This is a genomic window from Streptomyces sp. NPDC002870 (genome assembly GCF_042888505.1).
Taxonomy (GTDB): domain Bacteria; phylum Actinomycetota; class Actinomycetes; order Streptomycetales; family Streptomycetaceae; genus Streptomyces.
The window spans coordinates 34807-55801 of sequence record NZ_JBIAPW010000047.1; the positions used below are offsets into that span (position 1 = coordinate 34807).

Here is a 20995-nt window from a genome sequence, read left to right on the forward strand (position 1 = left end):
CTAGCAGACGAAAATCGGACATCACACACAGGTGGGGCCAGAGGTCCGGAAGAATGGATCGACGATGACATCCCAGACCTTCGGGCCCGCCCAGACTTCCGAGCCCCCCGCCCCGACCCCCGTCGACTACGGCCCCTTCGCTCACCTGACCGTCCCCAACGCCCCCCTCTACCGGCAGATGATGCGCGCGTTCCTCGCCGCCAAAGAGCGGTTCGCGGTGCATCTGCGGCCGGAGGACGTGTACGCCGCGCTGGACGCGGGGAGTCGGCCGGCCGACGTGGAGTCGGTGGTGAAGGCGTTGGACAGCCTGGTCACTTGGGGGAATCTGCGGGCCGATCCGGACACCGCTCGGGTGACGGCGGTCGAGGACTTCTACCGCAAGCGGTTCATCTACCAGCTCACGCGGGCCGGTGAGGCGGCCGAGGCGGCGCTGGGGACGTACGACGAGGTGCTGGGACGGCGCGGCGAACTCCAGGCGGTCGCGCTGCACGACATCGTCACGCAGCTGCGGGCGCTGCTGGTGATCGCGTCGGAGGACGAGCCCGACCCGGCCAAGGCATACGTCGCCCTGTCCGTGCTGACGGCACGCTTCACCGATCTCGCGGACAACGCCCGTGCCTTCATGGGGTCGCTCCAGCGCACCATCGACCTGCACGACATCGAGGTCGAGGCGTTCCTCGCGTACAAGGACCGGCTGATCCAGTACCTGGAGCGGTTCATCCAGGACCTCATCACGCTCGGCGGCCGGATCGCCGTGCTGATCGGGGAGCTGGAGGAGCAGGGCCGGGTCGGGCCGCTGCTGCGTCTCGCCGCCGCCCGGGAGGCCGCCGACGCCGCTCCCGAGGACGCCGAGCACGCAGAGGCGGTCGCGTACGAGAAGTGGGCCGCCCGGTGGTCCGGGCTCGCCCAGTGGTTCGTGTCGGCGGAGGGGCGTGAGTCGCAGGCCAGGCTACTGCGCGGGCGGGCCCTTGGATCGATTCCACAACTCCTCGCCGCCGTACGGCAGTTGAACGAACGGCGGGCCGGTCGTTCCGACCGCTCGGCCGACTTCCGCGCGCTGGCGCGCTGGTTCGCCCGGACGCCCGACGACGCGGCGAGGCACCGGCTGTGGCGGGTGGCGTTCGGGCTGCACTCCTCCCGGCACCTCACCGTCGACGCCGACACCCTCGCCGAACGGACGGCCGCGCCGGAGCCGGCCTCGACCCCGTGGGGCGAGGCGCGACCGCTGCGGATCAGCCCCCAGCTGCGCCGTACCGGCAGCTACGAGCGGCGCGGCAAGCCGCGCAAGGTGGCCGAACGGGGTGAGGCGAAGCGCAGGCTCGCCGAGATCGCCGCCCGGCAGGCGGAGCAGGCCGGCGCGGCACGGGACCGCCTGGCAACGGGCGGTCCGGTCCGGCTGTCCCGTCTGGGGGAACTCGACCCACTCGCCTTCCAGTTGTTCCTGCGTCTGCTCGGCGATGCGCTCTCCACCTGGCGGTCGGGCATGACGACCACCGTGGCCACCAGCGGTGACGGCTCGATGGAGATCCGGCTGACCGCGCTCGACGACGGCTCGACGGCCGAAGTGCACACGACGGACGGGGTGTTCAGCGGCCCCGACCATCTGATCGACATCGTCGACCTCACGGCGGCTGGGGAGCGCGGCGGGCCGTTCTCTGCCCCGGCCCTGCCGAGTCCGCAGCCCGCGACCCTGTCCGTACCCCGGCAGGGCACCCCCCTCCGGCCCTCCCGGGCCACCCCACGCCTCACGGAGGACCCATGACCGGCCCCCTGACCGAGGTCCTGGACGGCCAGCGCGAGGCCGACCTCCAACGGGCCGCGCGAGCCCTGCTGAAGGAGCCGCTGCTCACCGCTGACGGGCCGTACGCCGACGAGTTCCGGCTGGTGCGCCGACACGCCGCCGAACTGCGGGAGTGGTTCGAGCGCAACGTCGGCTGGACGCTGCGCACGGACGCCGACGCCGCACGGCTGCGCAAGACGCCGGGCACCCTCACCGACGCCACGCACCCCGCACGCGAAGCCACCCGGACCGCCCTGCCCTTCACACGCCGCCGCTACGTCCTGCTCTGCCTGACGCTGGCCGCGCTGGAGCGGGGCGAGTCGCAGGTGGCACTCGGACGCCTCGCCGAACAGGTCGTCCTGGCCGCGGCCGATCCCGAACTCGTCGCCGCCGGGATCACGTTCACCCTCGAGCGGCGCGACGAGCGCCTCGACCTCGCAGCCGTTGTACGACTGCTGCTGCGGCTCGGTGTGCTACGGCGGGTGGCCGGTGACGAGGAGGCATACGTCAGCGGATCGGGGGACGTGCTGTACGACGTGCGGCGGCGCGTGCTGGCCGGGATGCCGGCGTCCCTGCGCGGCCCCTCCATGATCGAGGCCGAGGGCTTCGAGGAACGCCTGGTGGAGATGACGGCGCAGACCGCGCTCGACAGCGACGAGCTCAGGTTCCGCGCGATCCGCTGGAAGCTGACCCGCCGCCTCCTCGACGACCCGGTGCTCTACTACGACGACCTGACCGACGACGAACTGGCCTACCTCACCCGGCAGCGCGGCTTCATCACCGCCCGTATCAGTGAACTGACCGGACTGGTCGCGGAGGTCCGTGCCGAAGGCATCGCCATGGTCGACCCCCTGGACGACCTCACGGACGTACGCATGCCGGAGCAGGGCACGCACGGTCACATCACCCTGCTGCTGGCAGGACACCTGGCGCAGGCCGCCGGTCCTGTCGAACCGGCGGAGCTGGCGTCCCGCGTACGGGAACTGGCCGTGGAACACGGCGGTTTCTGGTCCAAGTCGGCGAGAGAGCCGGGGGCGGAGCCCGGACTCGTGGAGCAGGCGCTGACGAAGCTGGTGGCGCTGGGACTCGCCGAGCGCACGGAACGGGGCGTCGTGCCGCGCCCGGCCCTCGCGCGGTACGCGGTCGGCGAGCCCGTCGTCAGGGAACCAGGACCGGCCCACCACCCTGCCGAGCTGCCGCAAACGACCGCGAAGGACGAAAGGTGAACCGCGCTTTGACCGCGCTCCCCAGCCCCGCGCCCGGCCGGTGGCGGCCCCTGCGCATCGGGCTCGTCGACCTGTTCCACTATGACGTCGAGGAGTTCTGGTTCCGGGACGGCCGTCTGCTGCTGCGCGGCAACAACGGCACCGGCAAGTCGAAGGTGCTCGCCCTCACCCTGCCGTTCCTGCTGGACGGAGACCTCTCCGCCCGCCGCGTCGAGCCCGACGGCGACCCGGGCAAGCGGATGGAGTGGAACCTGCTCCTGGGTGGCGAACACCCGCATCCGGAACGGCTCGGCTACACCTGGATCGAGTTCGGACGGCTCGACGAGACCACGGGCGAGCCGCATTTCCGTACGCTGCTCTGCGGGCTGAAGGCGGTCGCCGGACGCGGCATCGCCCGCCACTGGTTCGCGCTGACGGACCAGCGGGTTGGCGCCGGCCTCGACTTGCTGGACGCGACCGGCACGGCTCTGTCCCGGGACCGGCTCGCGGAGGCCGTCGGCAGCCGCGGCATGGTGTACGACACCGCGAAGACGTACCGCAGAGCGGTCGACGAAGCTCTCTTCGGGCTGGGGGAGCGGCGCTACGGCGCGCTCGTAGACCTTCTGATCCAGCTGCGCCAGCCCCAGTTGTCCAAGCGCCCCAACGAAGCCGCCCTGTCCCGGGCGCTGACGGAGGCGCTGCCGCCGATGGACCAGGCGGTCATCGCCGACGCGGCGGAGGCGTTCAGGTCGCTGGACGAGGAGAAGGAGGAGCTGAGGGCGGCCCGCGAGGCCGAGCAGGCCTCGTCGGGGTTCCTCGACCACTACCGGCGCTACGCCCGTATCGCCTCCCGGCGCCGGGCCCGGCTGCCCCGCCGCGAACACGCCCGGTATGAGCACCTCCAGCGTGAACTCCTCAAGGCGCAGGGCGACCGCGACCGGGCTGTGGCGGATCGGACGGAGGCCCAGGCGAGGGGCGCCGCACTCGACGAGCGGGCCGCGCGGCTGAGCGCCCAGGACGCCGCACTGCGGTCCGGACCCGAGATGCGTGACGCCCGCGCACTCGATCAGGCGGCGGTCGACGCCTCCCGCACGGCAGGAGAACTGACGCGTGCCGAGGCGGACCGGCAGACGGCGGCCGAAGCACACACCCGGGCCCTGGGCCGGCTCGCCACCGCGAGTAATCGGCTCACCGCGGCTCAGGAGACCCTGGACGACATCCAGGGCCGCGTGGCGGAGAGTGCCGCGGCGGCCCGGCTCGACCTCCCCAGGACACAGGGAGCCCCCGATGCGGCCCTGCGCCGGGAAGCGGACGAGGCGACAGCGAGCAGGCGGCGCGCCGTCGAGCATGTGGAGGAACTCGCCACGCGGGGCGAGCGGACCGAGGAGACGCGCAGGGCCGCCCAGCTGCGCGCCGACGAGGCCGACGAGGAGGTCGTGCACAGCAGGGAGCGGCTGGCCGAGGCGGAGGAGAGCGTCGCCGAGGCAGGACGTGTGCTGATCACGGCGGTGAAGGAACATCTCTCCGGGTGCGTGGAACTGCGCGTACCCGGACTGCCGGGGGTCCTGGACGCGGTTCAGGACTGGGCGAGCAGTCTGGACGGCCCTCACCCGGCACGCGCGGCGGCGGCCGCACCCCATCGCACCGCCGCCTCTCAGCTGGCCGACCGGGCGGCCAGTCTGGCCCACCGCGAGGCGGCGAGGGCGGAACGCCGGCGGCTGGCGGCAGAAGAACTGACCGCCCTCGAATCGGGCGGGGAGCGCGGCCCGGCCGCTCCGTACACGCGCACGCCCGATGTCCGGGACCGGGGCCTCGGCGCCCCGCTGTGGCGGCTCGTCGACTTCCGTCCGCACGTCACCGAGGCCGAACGCGCGGGACTGGAAGCCGCGCTGGAGGCATCGGGGCTCCTCGACGCCTGGGTACGGCCGGACGGCTCCGCGGTGGCGGCGGACGGCCACGACGTGCTGCTCGACCCCATGGGCACGCGCAGAGGGGGCGGCCTCGACCGCGCGCTGTGCCCGGCGGTCAACCACGCGGACGTGCAGGCCGCCGCCGTGGGGGAAGGGACGGTCGAGCGCCTGCTCGCCTGGATCGGGCTGGCCGGAAAGAACGGCGACAGGTCCGAAGAGCCCTCCTGGGAGGCCGAAGGCAACGACACCTGGGTCTCCACGGACGGGCGTTTCCGCGTCGGCGCGCTGACCGGAAGCTGGGCCAAGGACAGTGCCCAGTACGTGGGAGAAGGGGCGCGGGAACAAGCGCGCCGCGCCCGGATCGGCGAACTGCGCACCGAACTGGAGGCGTTGGAAGCGGAGCGGGAGCAGCTGGCCGAGGAACTGGGCGCCGTGGCCGAGCGCCGTGGCGTGCTCGACGCCGAACTCGCCGCGGTACCGGGTGACGACGACCTGCGTCATGCCCACGCACGCGTCACAGCCGCGGCCGACGCGGCCCACCGGGCCCGTACCCGGCAGGACGAGCGGGCCGCAGAACTGGCCCTGGCGGCCGGGAACGCCGACCGTGCGGCGGCCGAGCTCACCGAGACCGCGGCCGCCCTGAACCTCCCCACCGACAGGACGGGACTGGGCTCCGTGCGCCAGGCGCTCGCCGACCACACCGCTTGCCTGGCGGCGCTGTGGCCGGCGCTGCGTGAACGCGCCGAGGCCGAGCACGCGGTCTCCGGTGAGCAGGCGGAGACCGGCCGGGCCGAACTCCGCGTGTCCGAACTCGCGGAGCGCACAACAGAAGCGGCCCGCCTCGCCGCGGCGGCGGACGAGCGCCTCACGACACTCCGCTCCACCGTCGGAGCAGCCGTCGCCGAACTGCAGCGGCGGCTGGAGGAGACAGAGGCGGCGGTACGCGTCTGCGAGAGCGAACAGCAGTGCGCCCAGGCGGACTTCGGCGACGCGGACCGGCGTGCCAGCCACGCCGAGGGGCGCATCGAGCGGCTCGCAGAGGACGTCACCGAGGCGACCGCCGCGCGTGAACGTGCCATCGTGGCTCTTCAGCGGTACGCCTCGACAGGACTGCTCGCCGTTGCCCTTCCCGACGTCGTCGTACCGGACGACGATGGAGGGACCTGGGCGGCGACCCCGGCTGTCAACCTCGCTCGCGCCATCGAGTCCCAGCTCTCCTCGGTCGACGACTCGGACGCGGCCTGGGCGCGCGTACAGAAACGGCTGAGCGAGGAGTACGGCAGGCTACAGGACGCGCTGTCCCGGCACGGCCACACCGCCACCGCCCGTCCGAGCGAGGACGGCATGCGGGTCGACATCGTCTACCAGGGCCGTGAACGGGCCGTTCCCGAACTCGCCGACGCCCTCGCCACCGAGGTCGCCGAGCTGACCCGCGTCCTGTCCGCGCACGAGCGCGAGATCCTTCAGACCCATCTGATCACCGAGGTCGCCGGCACGCTCCAGGAACTGATCGGTGCCGCCGAACGGCAGGTGCGCGCCATGAACAGGGAACTGGAGGAGCGCCCGACCTCGACCGGAATGAAGCTGCGGCTGGTGTGGCGGGCGTCGCGCCGGGCCCCGCAGGGACTGACACAGGCCCGTGAACGGCTGCGCCAGTCCGCCGACGCGTGGTCGCCACAGGACAGGGCTGCGGTCGGCGCGTTCCTCCAGGAACAGATCGCCCGCCGACAGGCCGACGACAGCGCCGGCAGCTGGCTGGAGGATCTCACCGCCGCCCTCGACTACCGGGCTTGGCACGAGTTCGGCGTCGAACGTCACCAGCACGGGAAATGGGTACCGGCCACCGGGCCCGCCTCGGGCGGCGAACGGGTCCTGGCGGCGTCCGTGCCTCTCTTCGCCGCGGCGTCCTCCCACTACGCGAGCGCGGGCGGCGCCCACGCCCCACGCCTGGTCACCCTGGACGAGGCGTTCGCCGGCGTGGACGACGACTCGCGCGCCAAGTGCCTCGGCCTGCTGCGCGCCTTCGACCTCGACGTCGTCATGACCAGCGAACGGGAATGGGCCTGCTACCCCCAGGTCCCCGGAATCGCCATAGCGCAACTTTCGCGCGTCGACGACATCGCCGCCGTGCTGGTGACCCGGTGGGAGTGGGACGGGAGCAATCGACGGCGTGGCACGGAGCCCGGCGGACAGACGAGCGCTTCCACAGGACCCTCTCATGCCGCCGTCTCGGACGGAGTGGCCGCTGGGGCGGACAGGCCGTCAGCCGGGCCGGGACGGACTGCCGTCCCCGACGGCACCGGAGAACAGGAGTCCCTGTGGACGTGAATGCTGCGGTGCCTGCGTCGTCACAGACCGGTCAGCTGCCCGGAACCAGCGGACGGGCGGGGCGGGAGAGGCCGGCGGACACCGTGGAAGCAGTGCCTTCCGCGACACCGCAGAACGGCGAACAGGTCGACGCCGAACGCCTCGGCCGGCTGCTCGGTGATCCCGGCCTGGCCTGGCTCGTGGACCGCGCCCGGCAGCGGATGGCACGCGGCCGACCACTCACCGGCCCCGTCACCCTGTCCCACCCCGATGAATCCCAACGTCGTGCTGCGGAGAGTTTGTTGGGACGCGTACCACGAGCCGGTCGTTCTCTGACCGTTCGCCTCGACACGGCGGACGCGATTCTGCGCCGCTCCGGTGTCAGCCCTGACGGCCTGGGGGTCGCCGTGGTGGCACTCACCGGCCCCGTCACCCTGCACGCGGCGACGCGGGACAAGGAGGAGCGGGCCTGGGAGGAGGCGTACGCCCCGCTCGGCACTCTCGACGCCGAGCTAACCGACTGGGCGGAGCGGATCCGCAGGGACGGTCTCGTACGGCGCCTCGCGCGCACACCGGAAGTCGCCGGGCCCCTGGTGGACGCTGCCGTGCGCGCGCTGCGTTCGCTGCCCGTGTCACCCCCGATGTCACGCGCCACGTTCGCGGCACGAAACTTCTCGGGCGCCCACGCCCTGGACGAGGGGACACCGCTCGCCGCTCTCGTCCTGTCGGGGCTCCGTTCTCTCATGGGCTTCCCGGACGGCGCCGGTGCCGAATGGCGACGGGAAGCATGGGCTTCGGCCGGCCTGCTCAGGGACGACGTGTCATCGACCGTCCTCTCCCTCAACCTGCGGGGCACCCCGTCCCTCGACTGGATGGCCGATACCGGTGAGCCCGCGGTCCTGACGCTGCGTTCCCTCACCCGTCACATGCCAGTCCCCGCCGTCACGACGACGGGAACCGTTTACGTCTGCGAGAACCCGGCCGTCCTGTCCGCCGCAGCCGACACCTTCGGCCGGGCTTGCCCGCCCATGGTGTGCCTCCAGGGACAGCCCTCAGCCGCCGCGCTCACTCTGCTGCGTGGCCTGTCCGCCCAGGGAGCCGGGCTTCTTTACCACGGCGACTTCGACTGGGGCGGCGTGCGCATCGCCGCCGCGCTGCGGCGAGGTGTCCCGTGGCGGCCGTGGCGCTACACGGCCGCCCACTATCGAGCAGCGGCGGCCAGGGTGGCCGAGGCCCCGGACCTGACGGGCGCGCCTGCCGCGACTCCGTGGGATCCCGCCCTGGCCGTCGCTCTCGCCGAACGCGGTGTTCGTGTCGAAGAGGAGGTGGTGCTCGACGATTTGCTTTCGGACCTGGAGAGGCAGGCTCGTTGAGACGCATCCCAGAGCGTGCGGCGCTCGCCCGTCGCCCTCGCCGCGCAGTACGATCCGGTAGGCGAAGCGCTCCTCGTCGGCGTGGCGGAACGCCTCCGATGTGGCGTTGTCAACGGCTGGCGCTTTTTCGCCGTGGACGTCATGACGCTCGTTTGACGCTCACCAGGTTGCTGACGCTTCCCAAGCCGCTGCGAAACCTTCTCTGACCTGCGACTCAGCACCACGTCCCGATGCCAGCCGCTTTCCGATGACGCATCACGTGGAGTGCGTGGCGATTCTTGAGCCTGGGGCAAAGGCCGTCTGACCTGGGGGAGAACGCGGGTGGTTGCCTCTGCCTGCTAGGAGTTGGGGGTCCTCCGTCCGGCGCTCCAGACGGCAGCGGACCGTGACAGCGCCGGACGGCGGTGACGGAGGCAGGGGTGGGAGCCCTCCCGTCGGACGGCTCCCACCCCCGGCGCGTCAACTGCGCAGCGGGCCCTCGCAGGTGTAGTCCGCCGTGCCGGTGCGGCCGTCGGGGGCGACGTCCACCTCGCCGAAGGCGCAGTTCATGTCGGTGAGGTTGTTCTCGCCGGTGGCCGCCCGGTCGAGGATGGCGGAGTCGACCGTCTCGCTCATGTCCTTGAACATCTGGTCGGCGTCGCCGGCGTTCGTCAGGTTCGCGGTGACCTGCCCGGTACACGCGAACCGCGGACGCTCCGGGGCGTTGGTGGAGCGGCAGTCGGGTGTCAGGCCCGTCGTGGCCGTGAAGGACGCGCGGACTGCGTCGACCGAGGCGTCGTCCAGTTTTCAGAGACAGATGAACCGGGACAGTTGAGAAGCCTGGTGTCCCGCGCACGAACGATGCGCGGGACACCAGGCTCTCCTGGCTCAGTTCTTGCCGGTGACCGAGGCCCCGGTCACCGGCCGCTCCGGACCGGCAGTTGGCCGCAGTCGCCGCCGGCGCACTTGCTCAGCCAGTCGGCGAAGTCGACGTCGTACTTGGTGCCGATGGTGTCGCGGAGCAGGCTGTGGGCCGTGTCGTACTCGCCTGCGCGGTAGTGGCCAAGCAGAGTGTGGGGGGTCTGCGCATGGCGATGGCCTCCAGGCCGGTCGGCAGCCGTGCGTGGGGCACGGCGGTGGGGGGTGCGGACCGTGATGGCAACGGAAGTTGAGCACTCCGGGAGCTGTCATGCCCGCGTAAAGTGTGACCGTACAATTTCACAGTTCACATGGCAGTGAAAGAGGGGGGGTTGCAAGCAACAGAAGAAACTGAAAGTCAGGGCGGCACCGCCACCGGCTGGACTGCAGCCGGGTGTCGCTCCCGCCAGCGCGCGTACGTCGGGCTGGCGGAGCAGGTGGACAGATATCCATCGACCACCCGGCGCAGGATGTCGCTGCCGCAGGCCGCGAGAGGGCCATCGCGGTGCCAGGCCAGAATGTGCCGGTACCACAAGGGGTTTTCGGCCAGAGGGCGGACCGCGACGCCGGGCACCTCGATGAACGTGGCCTGGCAGAGGCTGACGGCCAGGCCCGCCCTTATGATCTCGATCAGCTGCCGCCCCTCCGCTTCGTAAGGGGCGAACGGAGCGTGGTCCGTCAGAGCGCAGACGGAAGCCCAGTATTCGCGGGTCCGGTCGCCGTCGGGCCGGGGAACCGCCCAGTCCTCGTCCAGAAGCTCGGCCAGCGGGACCTCGTCCCGCGCGGCAAGCGGGTGGGTCGCCGGCAGGAGGACGAAGACGGGCTCCGTGACGATCGCGTGGAGTGTCACGCCCTCACGCTGCGGCAGCTCCTGGTCCGGGTGGTCACCGAGCACCGCCGCTTCCAGCCGGCCCGCGGCGAGGTCGTCGAGCAGGGCGACGGGCGAGTACTGACAGCGGGCGGTCAGGTGGGCTTCGGGCCGCAACGCCTTTACGGCCAGGAGAAGATGACCGAGCAGCGGAGCGCCGACCGAGCCGACGCGGATCCGGTCCGCGGCCGACATGCGGCGGGCGGCCCGGGCCGTGTCGGCGAGCAGCCCGTCGATGCCCGGCAGGACGGCGCGGGCCCGTCCGATGACGAGCTCGCCGAAGGGCGTGGGGGCGGTGCCCTCCTGTCGCCGGTCGAACAGGGTCCCGCCCAGCATGGCTTCGATACGGCGCAGTTGGGCGCTGAGTCCTGGCTGCGTCATGCGGAGTGCGGCGGCAGCGCGGGTGAGGCTCCCCGCCTCGGCGATCGCGCACACCACCCGCAGGTGCCGTATCTCCAGATCCATGGCGCGGATGTTATGGACCGACGACAGCTTTCGGGCAGGGTCGTGCGTCAGCAGTCTTATGTGAAATGTCACACGCCATTCATGGAAAGGTATTGATCATGTGAGACCCCCACATCTCTCGTCGACCACCCGGCCGGTTCTTCTGCCGCTGCTGCTCGCTGCCCTGCTCCCGCTCCTACTCCTCGCCACCCCTCCCGCCCGGGCTGCGACGGCCGCGGACAGCGTGTCGGCCTGTGCGCTGCGCGGCACCACCGGCTGGACGGACGAAGGGCAGAACACGGACTACTCCGTGTTCAAGCGCCCGTCGGGAACCATCAAGGTCGCCATGATCTTCGTGGACTTCCCGGATGCCCCCGCCACCGAGTCCCCTGCCGAGGACGCGGCACAGATCACACCCGGTGCGGACTGGCTGTGGAACGCCTCGTACGGAAAGGCCTGGCTCGCCATCACCCAGCACCAGCGCTGGGTGAGGATGCCGCACAACTCGACCGAATACGGATACGAGCGCGGCCTGTCGCACGACGAGCACGAGGCGTACGTCAAGGACGCGGTCACGGCGGCCGACCCGTACGTGGACTTCTCGCAGTACGACATGGTCTACGCCGTGGCGACGAGGAACGCGTCGGCGATCTCCTTCACCCCCACCTATGTGTACGACCCTGGAACGGCGGGTGTCGTAGCCGACGGCAGCCGGATCAAGTGGGCGGTGACCTTCGGCCAGGACATGTGGCACTGGGGCAGGAAGCTGGTGGCCCACGAGACCGGCCATACCTTCGGCCTGCCCGACCTGTACGCCTTCGCCGCGGGTACCGATGCCCACCGCTTCGTGGGCGGGTGGGATGTGATGGGCCTGATTGGCGGAGCGGGACCGCAGTACTTCGCCTGGCAGTCCTGGAAGCTCGGCTGGACCCAGGACAGTCAGGTCGTCTGCCGGGCCTCGGCAGGCAGCGACACCGTGTATCTCACCGCCGTCGAGTACGGATCCGGCACCAAGATGGCGGTCATACGCACCGGTCCCACGACCGCGTACGTCGTCGAGTCGAGGCGGAGCGTCCAGGCGGACACGGCCGTCTGCTCCACCGGTGCGCTGATCTACCGGATCGACACCTCCGTGCGGACCGGTGAAGGGCCGATCCGGGTCATGGACGCCAAACCGAGTGCCACGCCGGCCTCCGGCTGCCGCCCGCTGGACGACGCCCCGTACTGGGCCGGTGAGTCGTTCACCGACGCCGCGGCCGGTGTCCGGATCGACGTACTGAACGCCGACGGGTACGGAGAGACCGTGCGGATCACCAAGTCGTAGCGCAACGCGGACGGCTGTGCCCCGGCCCCTCGGCGGGAGCCGGGGCACAGCCGTGCTCAGCGCAGGTCGGGCACCGGCTCAGGCCGCTTCGGGGAAGTGGCAGGCCACCTGCCGCGCCCCGCCCGGCGCCGTGTTCCCCAGTGACGGTGCCTCGGTACGGCAGATCTCCCGGGCCTTGGGGCAGCGCGGATGGAAGGTGCAGCCGGGCGGGGGCGAGGCCGGGCTGGGCGGGTCCCCGAGCAGGGTGATCCGCTCTCGGGACCGTTCGGCGGCCGGGTCGGGCAGCGGTACGGCGGACAGCAGCGCGCGCGTGTACGGGTGGGCCGGGGCGGCGTAGACCTGGTCCTTCGGGCCGATCTCGACGATCCGGCCCAGGTACATCACGGCGACCCGGTCGCACACCCGCTTGACGACCGACAGGTCGTGGGCGATGAAGAGGTAGGCCAGGCCGAGTTCGCCCTGGAGCCGCTCCATCAGGTTGACGATCTGGGCCTGGACGGACACGTCGAGAGCCGAGACAGGCTCGTCTGCGACGACGAGCCGGGGGCCGGTGGCCAGTGCGCGGGCGATGCCGATGCGCTGGGCCTGACCGCCCGAGAACTCGTGCGGATAGCGATCGATGTGCTCGGGGATGAGCCCCACCAGCTCCATCAGCTCGGCGGCCCGCTTGCGGGCGTCCGCCGCCGGACTGCCCTGTACGAGTAGCGGGTCGGAGATGATCCGGGCCACCGTCTGGCGGGGGTTGAGGGAGGAGTGCGGGTCTTGGAAGACCATCTGCAGGTCCTTGCGGAGCGGCTTCAGTTCCCGCTGTGACAGGTGGCTGATGTCGCGTCCGTCGTAGGTGACGGAGCCGGTGGTGGGTTCCAGGAGCCGGACGATCATGCGGCCGGTGGTGGACTTGCCACAGCCGGACTCTCCGACCAGTCCCAGCGTCTCGCCCGCCGCCACGTGGAAGGTGATGCCGTCGACGGCCCGGACCGGGGCGGACCGACGCCGTCCGGGAAACGTCATGGTCAAGTTCTGTACAGACAACAGGGGTTCAGTGGGAGTCATGAGGCGACGCCTTCGTACGCGGGGAAGTGGCAGGCGGCCGGATGTGCGGCCGGACCCTCGAGGAGCGGCAGCACCGTTTCGCAGCGGGAGCGCTCCTCGGCGGAGGCGCGGGCGAGCCTGGGGCAGCGGGGCGCGAACGCGCAGCCGGGAGCCGGGGTGAGCAGGGACGGCGGGCTGCCGGGGATCGCTCTCAGCGGTTCGTCGTCGCTGTCGTCGAGGCGGGGAAGGGAGTCGAGCAGGCCGCGGGTGTAGGGGTGGTCCGGTGCCGTGAACAGGGTGTCCACGTCGGCCCTTTCGACAGCCCTGCCCCCGTACATCACCAGGACCTCGTGGGCGACGCGGGCGACCACGCCCAGATCGTGCGTGATCAAGATGACGGCCAGACCTCGATCCTGCTGGAGCCGTGCGATGAGCTCCAGGATCTGCGCCTGCACGGTGACGTCCAAGGCGGTGGTCGGCTCGTCCGCGATCAGCAGCTCGGGTTCGCAGGACAGGGCCATCGCGATCATCACGCGCTGGCGCATGCCGCCGGAGAACTGGTGCGGGTACTCCCGCGCCCGGCGTCTCGGCTCGGGGATGCCGACCTCGGCCAGCGCCTCCACGGCCCGCTCACGGGCGGCCCTTCTCCGGCTGCCGAAGTGCACGCGGTGGTGCTCGGCTATCTGTTCGCCCACGGTGTAGTACGGATGGAGGCTGGAGAGCGGGTCCTGGAAGATCATCGCCATCCTGCGGCCGCGCAACCGGTTCAGTTCGCGCTCCGGCAGACCGGTCAGCTCCCGGCCGCCCAGGGTGATGGAGCCGGTGACCGAGGCGCCGGTGTGCAGGCCCATCACCGCCAGGGAGGTGACGGACTTGCCGGAACCGGACTCGCCGACGATGCCGAGGGTCTCACCGTGCCGCACCTCGAAGCCGAGGCCGTCCACGGCGCGCACCGGACCGCCAGTGGCGGCGAAAGTGACCGTCAAGTCCCGTACCGAGAGCACGGGTTCGGGGGCGCCCATCAGTACCTCACTCGGGGGTCGACGACGGCGTAGAGCAGGTCGACGGCCAGGTTGGCGACGACGATGAAGGTGGCGGCGAGCAGCGTGACGCCGAGGATGACGGGCTGATCGCCGGTGGACAGCGCTCCGTAGAAGAGCCGCCCGATGCCTGGGATCCCGAAGATGGACTCGGTGATCACTGCGCCCGCGAGCAGTCCGCCCAGGTCCATCCCGAAGATGGTGAGAATGGGCGTCACGCCGGCCCGCAGCCCGTGCTTGACCACGACCGTCCGGCGCGGCAGACCCTTGGCGCGGGCGGTGCGGATGTACGGCTCCGCCATCGTCTCGATCATCGAGCTGCGGCTCTGGCGCGCGTACATGGCCGCGTACAGGATGGCCAGGGCCAGCCAGGGCAGCAGCAGGTTCGAGGCCCAGTGGAGGGGGTCGGAGGTGAACTCCACGTACTGCGGGTAGGGGAGGAGACCGGCCGTTCGAATCACCCCGTAGATGAGCATCACCGAGGTGAAGTAGACGGGCAGGGAGGCGGCGGCGACCGCGCCGACCATCAGGGCGCGGTCGGTGAGGGTGTCCTTGCGCAGCGCGGCGGTGACTCCCGCGGTCAGTCCGAGGAACAGCCAGATCACCGCGGCGCCCAGGGCGAGTGAGGCGGATACCGGGAGTCGGTCCATCAGCAGGTCCCACACGCCTTGGCTGTTCTCGTACGAGTAGCCCAGGCACGGGAAGTCGCAGTGCAGCGCGTACTGGCCGCTGCCCATGGTGCGGCCGGTGAAGATGCCGGTGACGAAGTCCGTGAACTGCCGCCACAGCGGCTGGTCCAGCCCCATGTGGGCGCGGATCGCCTCCAGGCGCTCGGTGCTGCACGACTTGCCGCAGGCCGCGGCGGCCGGGTCCGAGGGCAGGACGTAGAAGATGGTGAAGGTGACTGCGGCGACGGCGATCAGAACGCCGATGACGGCGACGATCCGGCGGCCGAGGTAGAGGATCACGTGCGGTTCCCTCTCGGGTCGAGGACGTCGCGCAGTGCGTCGCCGAGCAGGGTGAACGCGAGCACGGTGAGGAACAGACAGAGGCTGGGGATGACGAAGTACATCGGATCGGTGTCGTAGAAGGCGACGCTCTCGGCGATCATCTGCCCCCAGGAGGGGGTGGGCGGACGGACGCCGACGCCCAGGTAGCTCAGGGCTGCCTCGGTGGCGATCATCCCCGGGATGATCAGGGTGGTGTACGCGATCACGGGCCCGGCGACGCCCGGGAGGATGGACCGGCCGATGATCCGCCAGGGCCCCGATCCGGCGACGCGTGCTGCGTCCACGTACTCACGATGCCTCAGCGAGAGTGTCTGGCCGCGCACGACGCGGGCGATGCCCGGCCAGCCGAACAGGCCGATCACGGCGGTCATCAGGACGACCCGGTTGACGTCCTTGGCCACGGACATCATCGCGATCATGAAGATGAGGGACGGGAAAGACATGGTGAGGTCCATCAGGCGGGAGAGGACAGCGTCGGTGCGGCCGCCGAAGTAGCCGGCCGCGATCCCGGCCACCGTCCCCGCGATGACGACGATCGCGGTGGCGGCGAAGGCGATGAGCAGGGAGATCCGGGCGCCGTGCACGACACGGGCGAACAGGTCCCGGCCCGTGACGGGTTCGACGCCGAGCCAGTGCTCGGCCGAGACGCCACCGAGCGGACCGATGGGCTGTCCGCCCAGATAGGTGTCGACGGCGGACTTGTCGAACTCCTCTGGGGACCAGCCGCCCAGCGCGCTCAGCAGGGGGGCGGCCAGTGCCATGACCGCGAAGAGCGCGACCACGACGAGGGAGACCTTCACAGAGGGGCGACGGCGCAGTTCCGCGCGGGCGAGCTGCCAGGGGCTGCTGCCCACGGGAACCGAGGCGGTGGAAGCCATGAGGTGACGTACCTTCAATTGCTGCTCTTGGAGGGGTCCTTGAGGCCGACCGTGGCGTAGTCGATCTGGCCGCCGAAGGATGTGTGGCCGAACGCGCCCGCGACGTTGGTACCGAGCAGGAGGGGCATGCGCTCGATCACGGCGGGTGCCGCCGGGGCCTTGGCGAGGATCTGCCCGTCCAGCTCCTGCCATGCCTTGCCCGCCTGCCGGGCATCGGTCATGGCGGCGATCTCGTCCATCCGCTTCATGGTCGCCTCGTCGCGGAAGAGCGAGTGATTGCCGGAGTTGCCCTTCTCCTTGATGTAACGGCCGTCGAAGACGAAGGGCAGGAAGGTGGAGCCGGAGGGATAGTCCGGACACCAGCCGGTGTAGACCAGGTCGGTGCGGTTCTTGGTGTCGCCGATGGTGTCGTAGAAGGCGGACGGGTCCACGGTCTCGATGGTGACCTTGATCCCTGCCCGGCCGAGGGACTGCTGGATCGCCTCGCCGACGCCCTTGTCGCCGTTGGAGACGGTGACGCTGGTGGAGAAGCCGCCGGGCTTGCCCGCTTCCTTCAGCAGCTGCTTGGCCTTCTCCACGTCACCGGTCGCCGGGATCTTGAGGATGTCGGTCTGCTTGCCGCCGTCGAAGAGTGGACCCGGCATATGGGCGGTGGCCACGTCGTTGAGAGCGGGCCCGCCGGAGGCGGTCAGGATGCCCTCGCGATCCAGGGCGTACTGCACGGCCTGGCGCACCTTGACGTTGTCGAACGGCGCCCGGCCCGTGTGCATCTGCACCATCTCGGTGCAGTTGGTGGACTCGGCGAGAAGCCGCTTCTTGACGTCGGCCTTGGTCAGCACCTTGGGGGTGCTCTCGGGGCGCAGCTTGCCCCAGGGGACCGCGGAGGCGTCCGGGCCCTGGCCGGCGATGAGCCGGTCGTCGATCTGGTTGGCCTTGAGCCCCATCACCACGACCACCTTGTCCGGGTACGCCTTGCGCACGGTGTCCGTGCTCGCATCCCAGTGGGTGTTGCGGACCAGCACCAGCTGCTTGTCGCGGCCGTACGACTCGATCTTGTACGGGCCCGACGAGAAGGGGCGGTTGTCGTACTGGGGCCCCTTGTCCTTCGCCTTCGGCACTGGGGCGAAGGTGGGCAGGACCGTCGCGTAGGGGAACTCCGCGAAGGGCTTGCGCAGTTCGAAGACGATCGTGTGCTCGTCGGGCGTCTTGACGGAGTCGAGGTGTCTGCCCTGGGCCGGACCCCGGTAGCCCTCTGCGCCCGCGAGGTAGCGGGCCGCGTAGTCGGGGCCGCCGGGCAGGTCGGGGGAGAAGGACCGCTCCACGTTGTACTTGATGTCCTGGGCGGTGATCGGCGAGCCGTCCTCGTACTTCAGGCCCTTCTTGAGCTTGAAGGTCCACGTCCTGGCTCCGTTGGAGGAGACGCCGAGGTCCTCGGCGAGGTCGGGGATCAGCTCCCCGCCCTTGGCGCCCGGTTCCGCCTTGTAGGTGACGAGGGTGCGGTAGAGCAGCCGGGTTCCGAAGTCCATGTCGCCCATCACCCAGTTACGGGCCGGGTCGAGGTGGGTGAAGTCCTGGTTGGAGAGGACGGTGAGGGTGCCGCCCTTCTTCGGCGTCCCGCCGACCACTTGGCCGTTGTTGGTCGTTGCCGGGTTCTTGCCGTTGCGGGAGCTGCTCGCCTCCGGACCACCGGAGCAGCCGGCTATGCCGAGGGCGAGGGTCGCCACCAGCGCTGTGGCGAGAGCGGTACAGGTGCGCTTGTCCATGAGTGGTCACTCCGGAAGCAGTTGGACAGCCAAGGCGGCTGGAATGTGACCTGTAACATAGTAATGTGAAATTGCACTGACAAGGGGTCGGCTGCCTCGTTACCCACCCGTGTCCCAAGAGCTCGGCGTTGTGGTCTGGCGAGCGGAAGTGCAATGTGAAATATTACTGTCGTGCTCACGAGAAACTCTTCTGACGTCATCGTCGTCGGCGCCGGTGTGGTCGGCGCGGCCTGCGCCTACTACGCAGCCGGCGCCGGTCTCCGTGTCACCGTGATCGACCGCGGTTCCGTCGCGGGCGGCACCACAGGGGCCGGCGAGGGCAACCTTCTCGTCTCCGACAAAGAGCCGGGCCCGGAGCTGGAACTCGCCTTGCTGTCCGCGCGGTTGTGGACCGAACTGGCCGGGTTGCTGCCGCCGCAGATCGAGTACGAACCCAAAGGCGGTCTCGTCGTCGCCTCGGACGAGGCCGGGATGGCCGCACTGAGGCAGTTCGCGGCGCGGCAGCGGAAGGCGGGCGTCACGGCCGAGGAGATCTCCGGTGGCGGACTCCACGATCTGGAGCCGCACCTTGCCCCCGGTCTGACGGGCGGCTTCCACTACCCCACAGACGCCCAGGTCATGCCCGCACTCGCCGCCGCGCACCTGCTGCGCGCCTGTGGCGACCGGGTGCGTCTGAGGCCGGGGGAGGAGGTCGCCGGACTTCTTGTCGGCGCCGGTGGCGAGGTGTGCGGAGTCCGGACACCCAGGGGGGAGCTCCACGCCCCGCACGTGGTGAACGCCGCCGGTACCTGGGGCGGCGACTTTGCCCGCCTCGCGGGCGTTGACCTTCCCGTGCGGCCCCGTCGGGGATTCGTCCTCGTCACCGAGCCGCTTCCGCGCGTCGTGCGCCACAAGGTGTACGCGGCCGACTATGTGGCGGACGTGGCGAGCGGGTCCGCCGCGCTGCAGACCTCGGCGGTGGTCGAGGGCACTGCGGCAGGACCGGTCCTGATCGGCGCCAGCCGTGAGCGGGTCGGCTTCGACCGGACGCTGTCGGTGGAGGCGTTGCGGCGCCTGGCGGCCGGGGCCACGGCGCTCTTCCCGGTGCTGGCCGAGGTGCGGGCGATGCGTACGTACGCCGGTTTCCGCCCGTATCTCCCGGATCACCTGCCCGCGATCGGCCCCGACCCGCGCGTCCCCGGCCTGCTGCACGCGTGCGGCCATGAGGGGGCGGGAATCGGACTCGCGCCGGCGACGGGTCTGATCGTCGCCGGGTGCCTGGCCGGTGGGGAACCACCCCTTGACATCAGCCCCTTCAGGCCCGATCGGTTCACTCCGGCCGCGCCGAGTCCGCTTGCCGATGACTGAATCCGTCCGACCATTCCGCGCCCGTCGAGAAAGGAGGCCCGCAGTGGCCCGTACACCCGCCGAACTGGTCGGGGCGCAGCCCGATCCACCCTTCGAGATCACCTTCGACGGCCGACGCATCGACGCCCGGCCCGGGCAGTCTGTTGCCGCCGCACTGTGGGGCGCGGGCATTCTGGCCTGGCGTACCACACGAGGTGAAGGCCGCCCACGAGGCGTGTTCTGCGGCATCGGCCAGTGCTTCGACTGCCTGGCCACCATCAACGCGCAGCCCAATCGCAGGGCCTGCCTGGTGCCCGCGCGTCCCGGGGACGTGATCACCACACAGGAGGGACACGGCCATGACCGCCTCACAGTATGAGCCGTACGACCTGGCGGTCGTCGGAGCCGGTTCCGCCGGCCTCGCCGGCGCCGTCACGGCCGGTGAACTCGGCCTCTCCGTAGCCCTGCTGGATGCCTCCGCGCACACGGGCGGGCAGTTCTACCGGCATCCCGCCCCTGCCATGGGGGCCGTGCGGCCCGAAGCCCTGCACCATGACTGGTCCGCCTACGCCGACCTGCGCCGACGGCTGGCGCAAAGCGACGTCAGTCATCTTCCCGGACATCACGTGTGGAGCGTGACGAAGGACGACGAGGCCACCGGCATGTGGGCCGTGCACGCCGTCACCGGAGCCGACGGAGGTGATGACCGCCCCGTGCGCGTGCGGGCCCGTGCGGTGCTGCTCGCGACCGGGGCGTACGAACGCCACCTGCCGTTTCCCGGCTGGACCCTGCCGGGTGTCGTGGCCGCCGGTGGGGCGCAGGCCATGCTCAAGTCCGGCCTGGTGCTGCCCGGCCGGCGGATCGTCGTGGCGGGAAGCGGCCCCTTGCTGCTCGCGGTCGCCTCCTCGTTGGCAGCCGCCGGCGCGAGGGTGCCGGCCGTCGTCGAGGCGTCCGGCTATCTGCGGTACGCCCGGCATCCCCGGGCGCTCGTCACCAATCCGCACAAGGCGGTCGAGGCGCTGGTCCACGGCACCGCATTGCTGTGGCACCGGGCGCGGCTGCGGCTGCGCAGCGCGGTCACCGAGGTCCACGGCGCCGACCGGGTGGAGGCCGTCACCGTCGCCAGGCTCGACCGCGACTGGCGGCCCCTTCCGGGGACGGGACGCCGAATCGACTGTGACGCGCTGGCCGTCGGGCACGGCCTGGTCCCCCAGATCGAACTGGCCACGGCGCTCGGGTGCGCCACTCGCTCACTGCCCGACGGCACCAGCGCCCTGGCTCTGGGCGGCCTTCAGGAGACCACGGTGCGCGGTCTGTGGGCGGCAGGCGAGGCCGGGGGAGTCGGAGGGGCTCAACTTGCGCGTGCGGAAGGGGAGCTGGCGGGCGTCGCCGCTGCCGCCCGGGTGCTGGGACGCCCTGCCCATGGCGGCCGGGTGCGGGAGCTCCAGCGCCGCCGGGACCGGATGCGCTCCTTCGCCGATGTGATGGCCGCCGCCCACGCGCCCGGCCCGGGGTGGTCGCGCTGGCTGACCGGGGACACCGACGTATGCCGCTGCGAGGAGGTCACCGCCGGGCGGATCCGTGCGGCGGTCGAGGACCTGGGAGCGCGTGATGCACGCACCGTCAAGCTGTTCACCAGGGCCGGTATGGGCTGGTGCCAGGGGCGGATGTGCGGTCCGGCCGTGGCCTGCCTCGCGGCCCGCGACGGAGCTGCCGGCCTCCCGGCCGAACGCCGCCCGTTCGCCGTGCCCGTCCCGCTATCGGCGCTCGCCGCACTCGACGAACCCGCCGAACGCGAGCCCGAGCCCGATGCCGTCCCTGACGTCGACGGCTGACCG

The 20995-nt window shown here is 71.1% G+C and carries 15 protein-coding genes; 8 read left to right on the top strand and 7 right to left on the bottom strand.

What is annotated here, in order from left to right; genetic code table 11:
- The first annotated feature begins 64 nt into the window (after window positions 1–64).
- The 4 genes from ACFYWY_RS35055 (at window position 65) to ACFYWY_RS35070 (ending at window position 8575) form a co-directional block, all read left to right on the top strand.
- Window positions 65–1762 (top strand): TIGR02677 family protein, encoded by a 1698-nt coding sequence (locus ACFYWY_RS35055; RefSeq protein WP_389194533.1) that lies wholly within the window; start codon window positions 65–67, stop codon window positions 1760–1762.
- A complete protein-coding gene (locus tag ACFYWY_RS35060; RefSeq protein ID WP_389194536.1) occupies window positions 1759–3006 on the top strand; it encodes a TIGR02678 family protein in 1248 nt (415 codons plus the stop codon). The genes ACFYWY_RS35055 and ACFYWY_RS35060 overlap by 4 nt, the downstream gene beginning before the upstream one ends.
- Window positions 3003–7223 (top strand): TIGR02680 family protein, encoded by a 4221-nt coding sequence (locus ACFYWY_RS35065; protein ID WP_389194539.1) that lies wholly within the window; start codon window positions 3003–3005, stop codon window positions 7221–7223. The genes ACFYWY_RS35060 and ACFYWY_RS35065 overlap by 4 nt, the downstream gene beginning before the upstream one ends.
- A 92-nt stretch (window positions 7224–7315) precedes the next feature.
- A complete protein-coding gene (locus tag ACFYWY_RS35070; protein WP_389194541.1) occupies window positions 7316–8575 on the top strand; it encodes a TIGR02679 family protein in 1260 nt (419 codons plus the stop codon).
- A 459-nt stretch (window positions 8576–9034) separates the two neighbouring features.
- On the opposite strand, the gene ACFYWY_RS35075 is transcribed toward ACFYWY_RS35070, so the two are convergent.
- Both ACFYWY_RS35075 and ACFYWY_RS35080 read right to left on the bottom strand, forming a co-directional pair.
- Complete coding sequence (locus ACFYWY_RS35075) at window positions 9035–9190, bottom strand: hypothetical protein (protein WP_389194544.1); 156 nt, start codon at window positions 9188–9190, stop codon at window positions 9035–9037.
- A gap of 640 nt (window positions 9191–9830) precedes the next feature.
- Window positions 9831–10805 (bottom strand): LysR substrate-binding domain-containing protein, encoded by a 975-nt coding sequence (locus ACFYWY_RS35080; RefSeq protein ID WP_389194546.1) that lies wholly within the window; start codon window positions 10803–10805, stop codon window positions 9831–9833.
- A 100-nt stretch (window positions 10806–10905) separates the two neighbouring features.
- Between ACFYWY_RS35080 and ACFYWY_RS35085 the strand changes: the two genes are divergently transcribed.
- Window positions 10906–12108: a M6 family metalloprotease domain-containing protein gene (locus ACFYWY_RS35085; RefSeq protein ID WP_389194548.1), complete on the top strand. Its 1203-nt coding sequence runs from the start codon at window positions 10906–10908 to the stop codon at window positions 12106–12108.
- Window positions 12109–12186: 78 nt separating this feature from the next.
- On the opposite strand, the gene ACFYWY_RS35090 is transcribed toward ACFYWY_RS35085, so the two are convergent.
- From ACFYWY_RS35090 to ACFYWY_RS35110, 5 genes are read right to left on the bottom strand one after another with little or no spacing between them, the layout of a single operon-like run.
- On the bottom strand, window positions 12187–13161 hold the full coding sequence (locus ACFYWY_RS35090; protein ID WP_389194551.1) for an ABC transporter ATP-binding protein: 975 nt from the start codon (window positions 13159–13161) through the stop codon (window positions 12187–12189).
- Window positions 13158–14162 carry an ABC transporter ATP-binding protein gene (locus ACFYWY_RS35095; RefSeq protein ID WP_389194553.1) on the bottom strand — a complete coding sequence of 335 codons (1005 nt, stop codon included), beginning with the start codon at window positions 14160–14162 and terminating at the stop codon, window positions 13158–13160. The genes ACFYWY_RS35090 and ACFYWY_RS35095 overlap by 4 nt, the downstream gene beginning before the upstream one ends.
- Entirely contained in the window at window positions 14162–15148 is a 987-nt protein-coding gene (locus ACFYWY_RS35100; protein WP_389194556.1) for an ABC transporter permease, read from the bottom strand. The genes ACFYWY_RS35095 and ACFYWY_RS35100 overlap by 1 nt, the downstream gene beginning before the upstream one ends.
- A complete protein-coding gene (locus ACFYWY_RS35105) occupies window positions 15145–16068 on the bottom strand; it encodes an ABC transporter permease (protein ID WP_389194559.1) in 924 nt (307 codons plus the stop codon). Before ACFYWY_RS35105 ends, ACFYWY_RS35100 begins: the two co-directional genes overlap by 4 nt.
- A 14-nt stretch (window positions 16069–16082) precedes the next feature.
- Complete coding sequence (locus tag ACFYWY_RS35110; RefSeq protein WP_389194562.1) at window positions 16083–17831, bottom strand: ABC transporter substrate-binding protein; 1749 nt, start codon at window positions 17829–17831, stop codon at window positions 16083–16085.
- A gap of 171 nt (window positions 17832–18002) precedes the next feature.
- Here ACFYWY_RS35110 and ACFYWY_RS35115 point away from each other — a divergent pair, with 171 nt between their 5' ends.
- The 3 genes from ACFYWY_RS35115 to ACFYWY_RS35125 are packed head-to-tail and all read left to right on the top strand — an operon-like array spanning window position 18003 to window position 20992.
- Complete coding sequence (locus ACFYWY_RS35115) at window positions 18003–19178, top strand: NAD(P)/FAD-dependent oxidoreductase (RefSeq protein ID WP_389194565.1); 1176 nt, start codon at window positions 18003–18005, stop codon at window positions 19176–19178.
- Window positions 19179–19221: 43 nt separating this feature from the next.
- Window positions 19222–19536 carry a (2Fe-2S)-binding protein gene (locus ACFYWY_RS35120; RefSeq protein WP_389194568.1) on the top strand — a complete coding sequence of 105 codons (315 nt, stop codon included), beginning with the start codon at window positions 19222–19224 and terminating at the stop codon, window positions 19534–19536.
- Window positions 19517–20992, top strand: coding sequence for an FAD-dependent oxidoreductase (locus tag ACFYWY_RS35125; protein ID WP_389194571.1), 1476 nt, complete (start codon window positions 19517–19519; stop codon window positions 20990–20992). The genes ACFYWY_RS35120 and ACFYWY_RS35125 overlap by 20 nt, the downstream gene beginning before the upstream one ends.
- Window positions 20993–20995 lie beyond the last annotated feature (3 nt).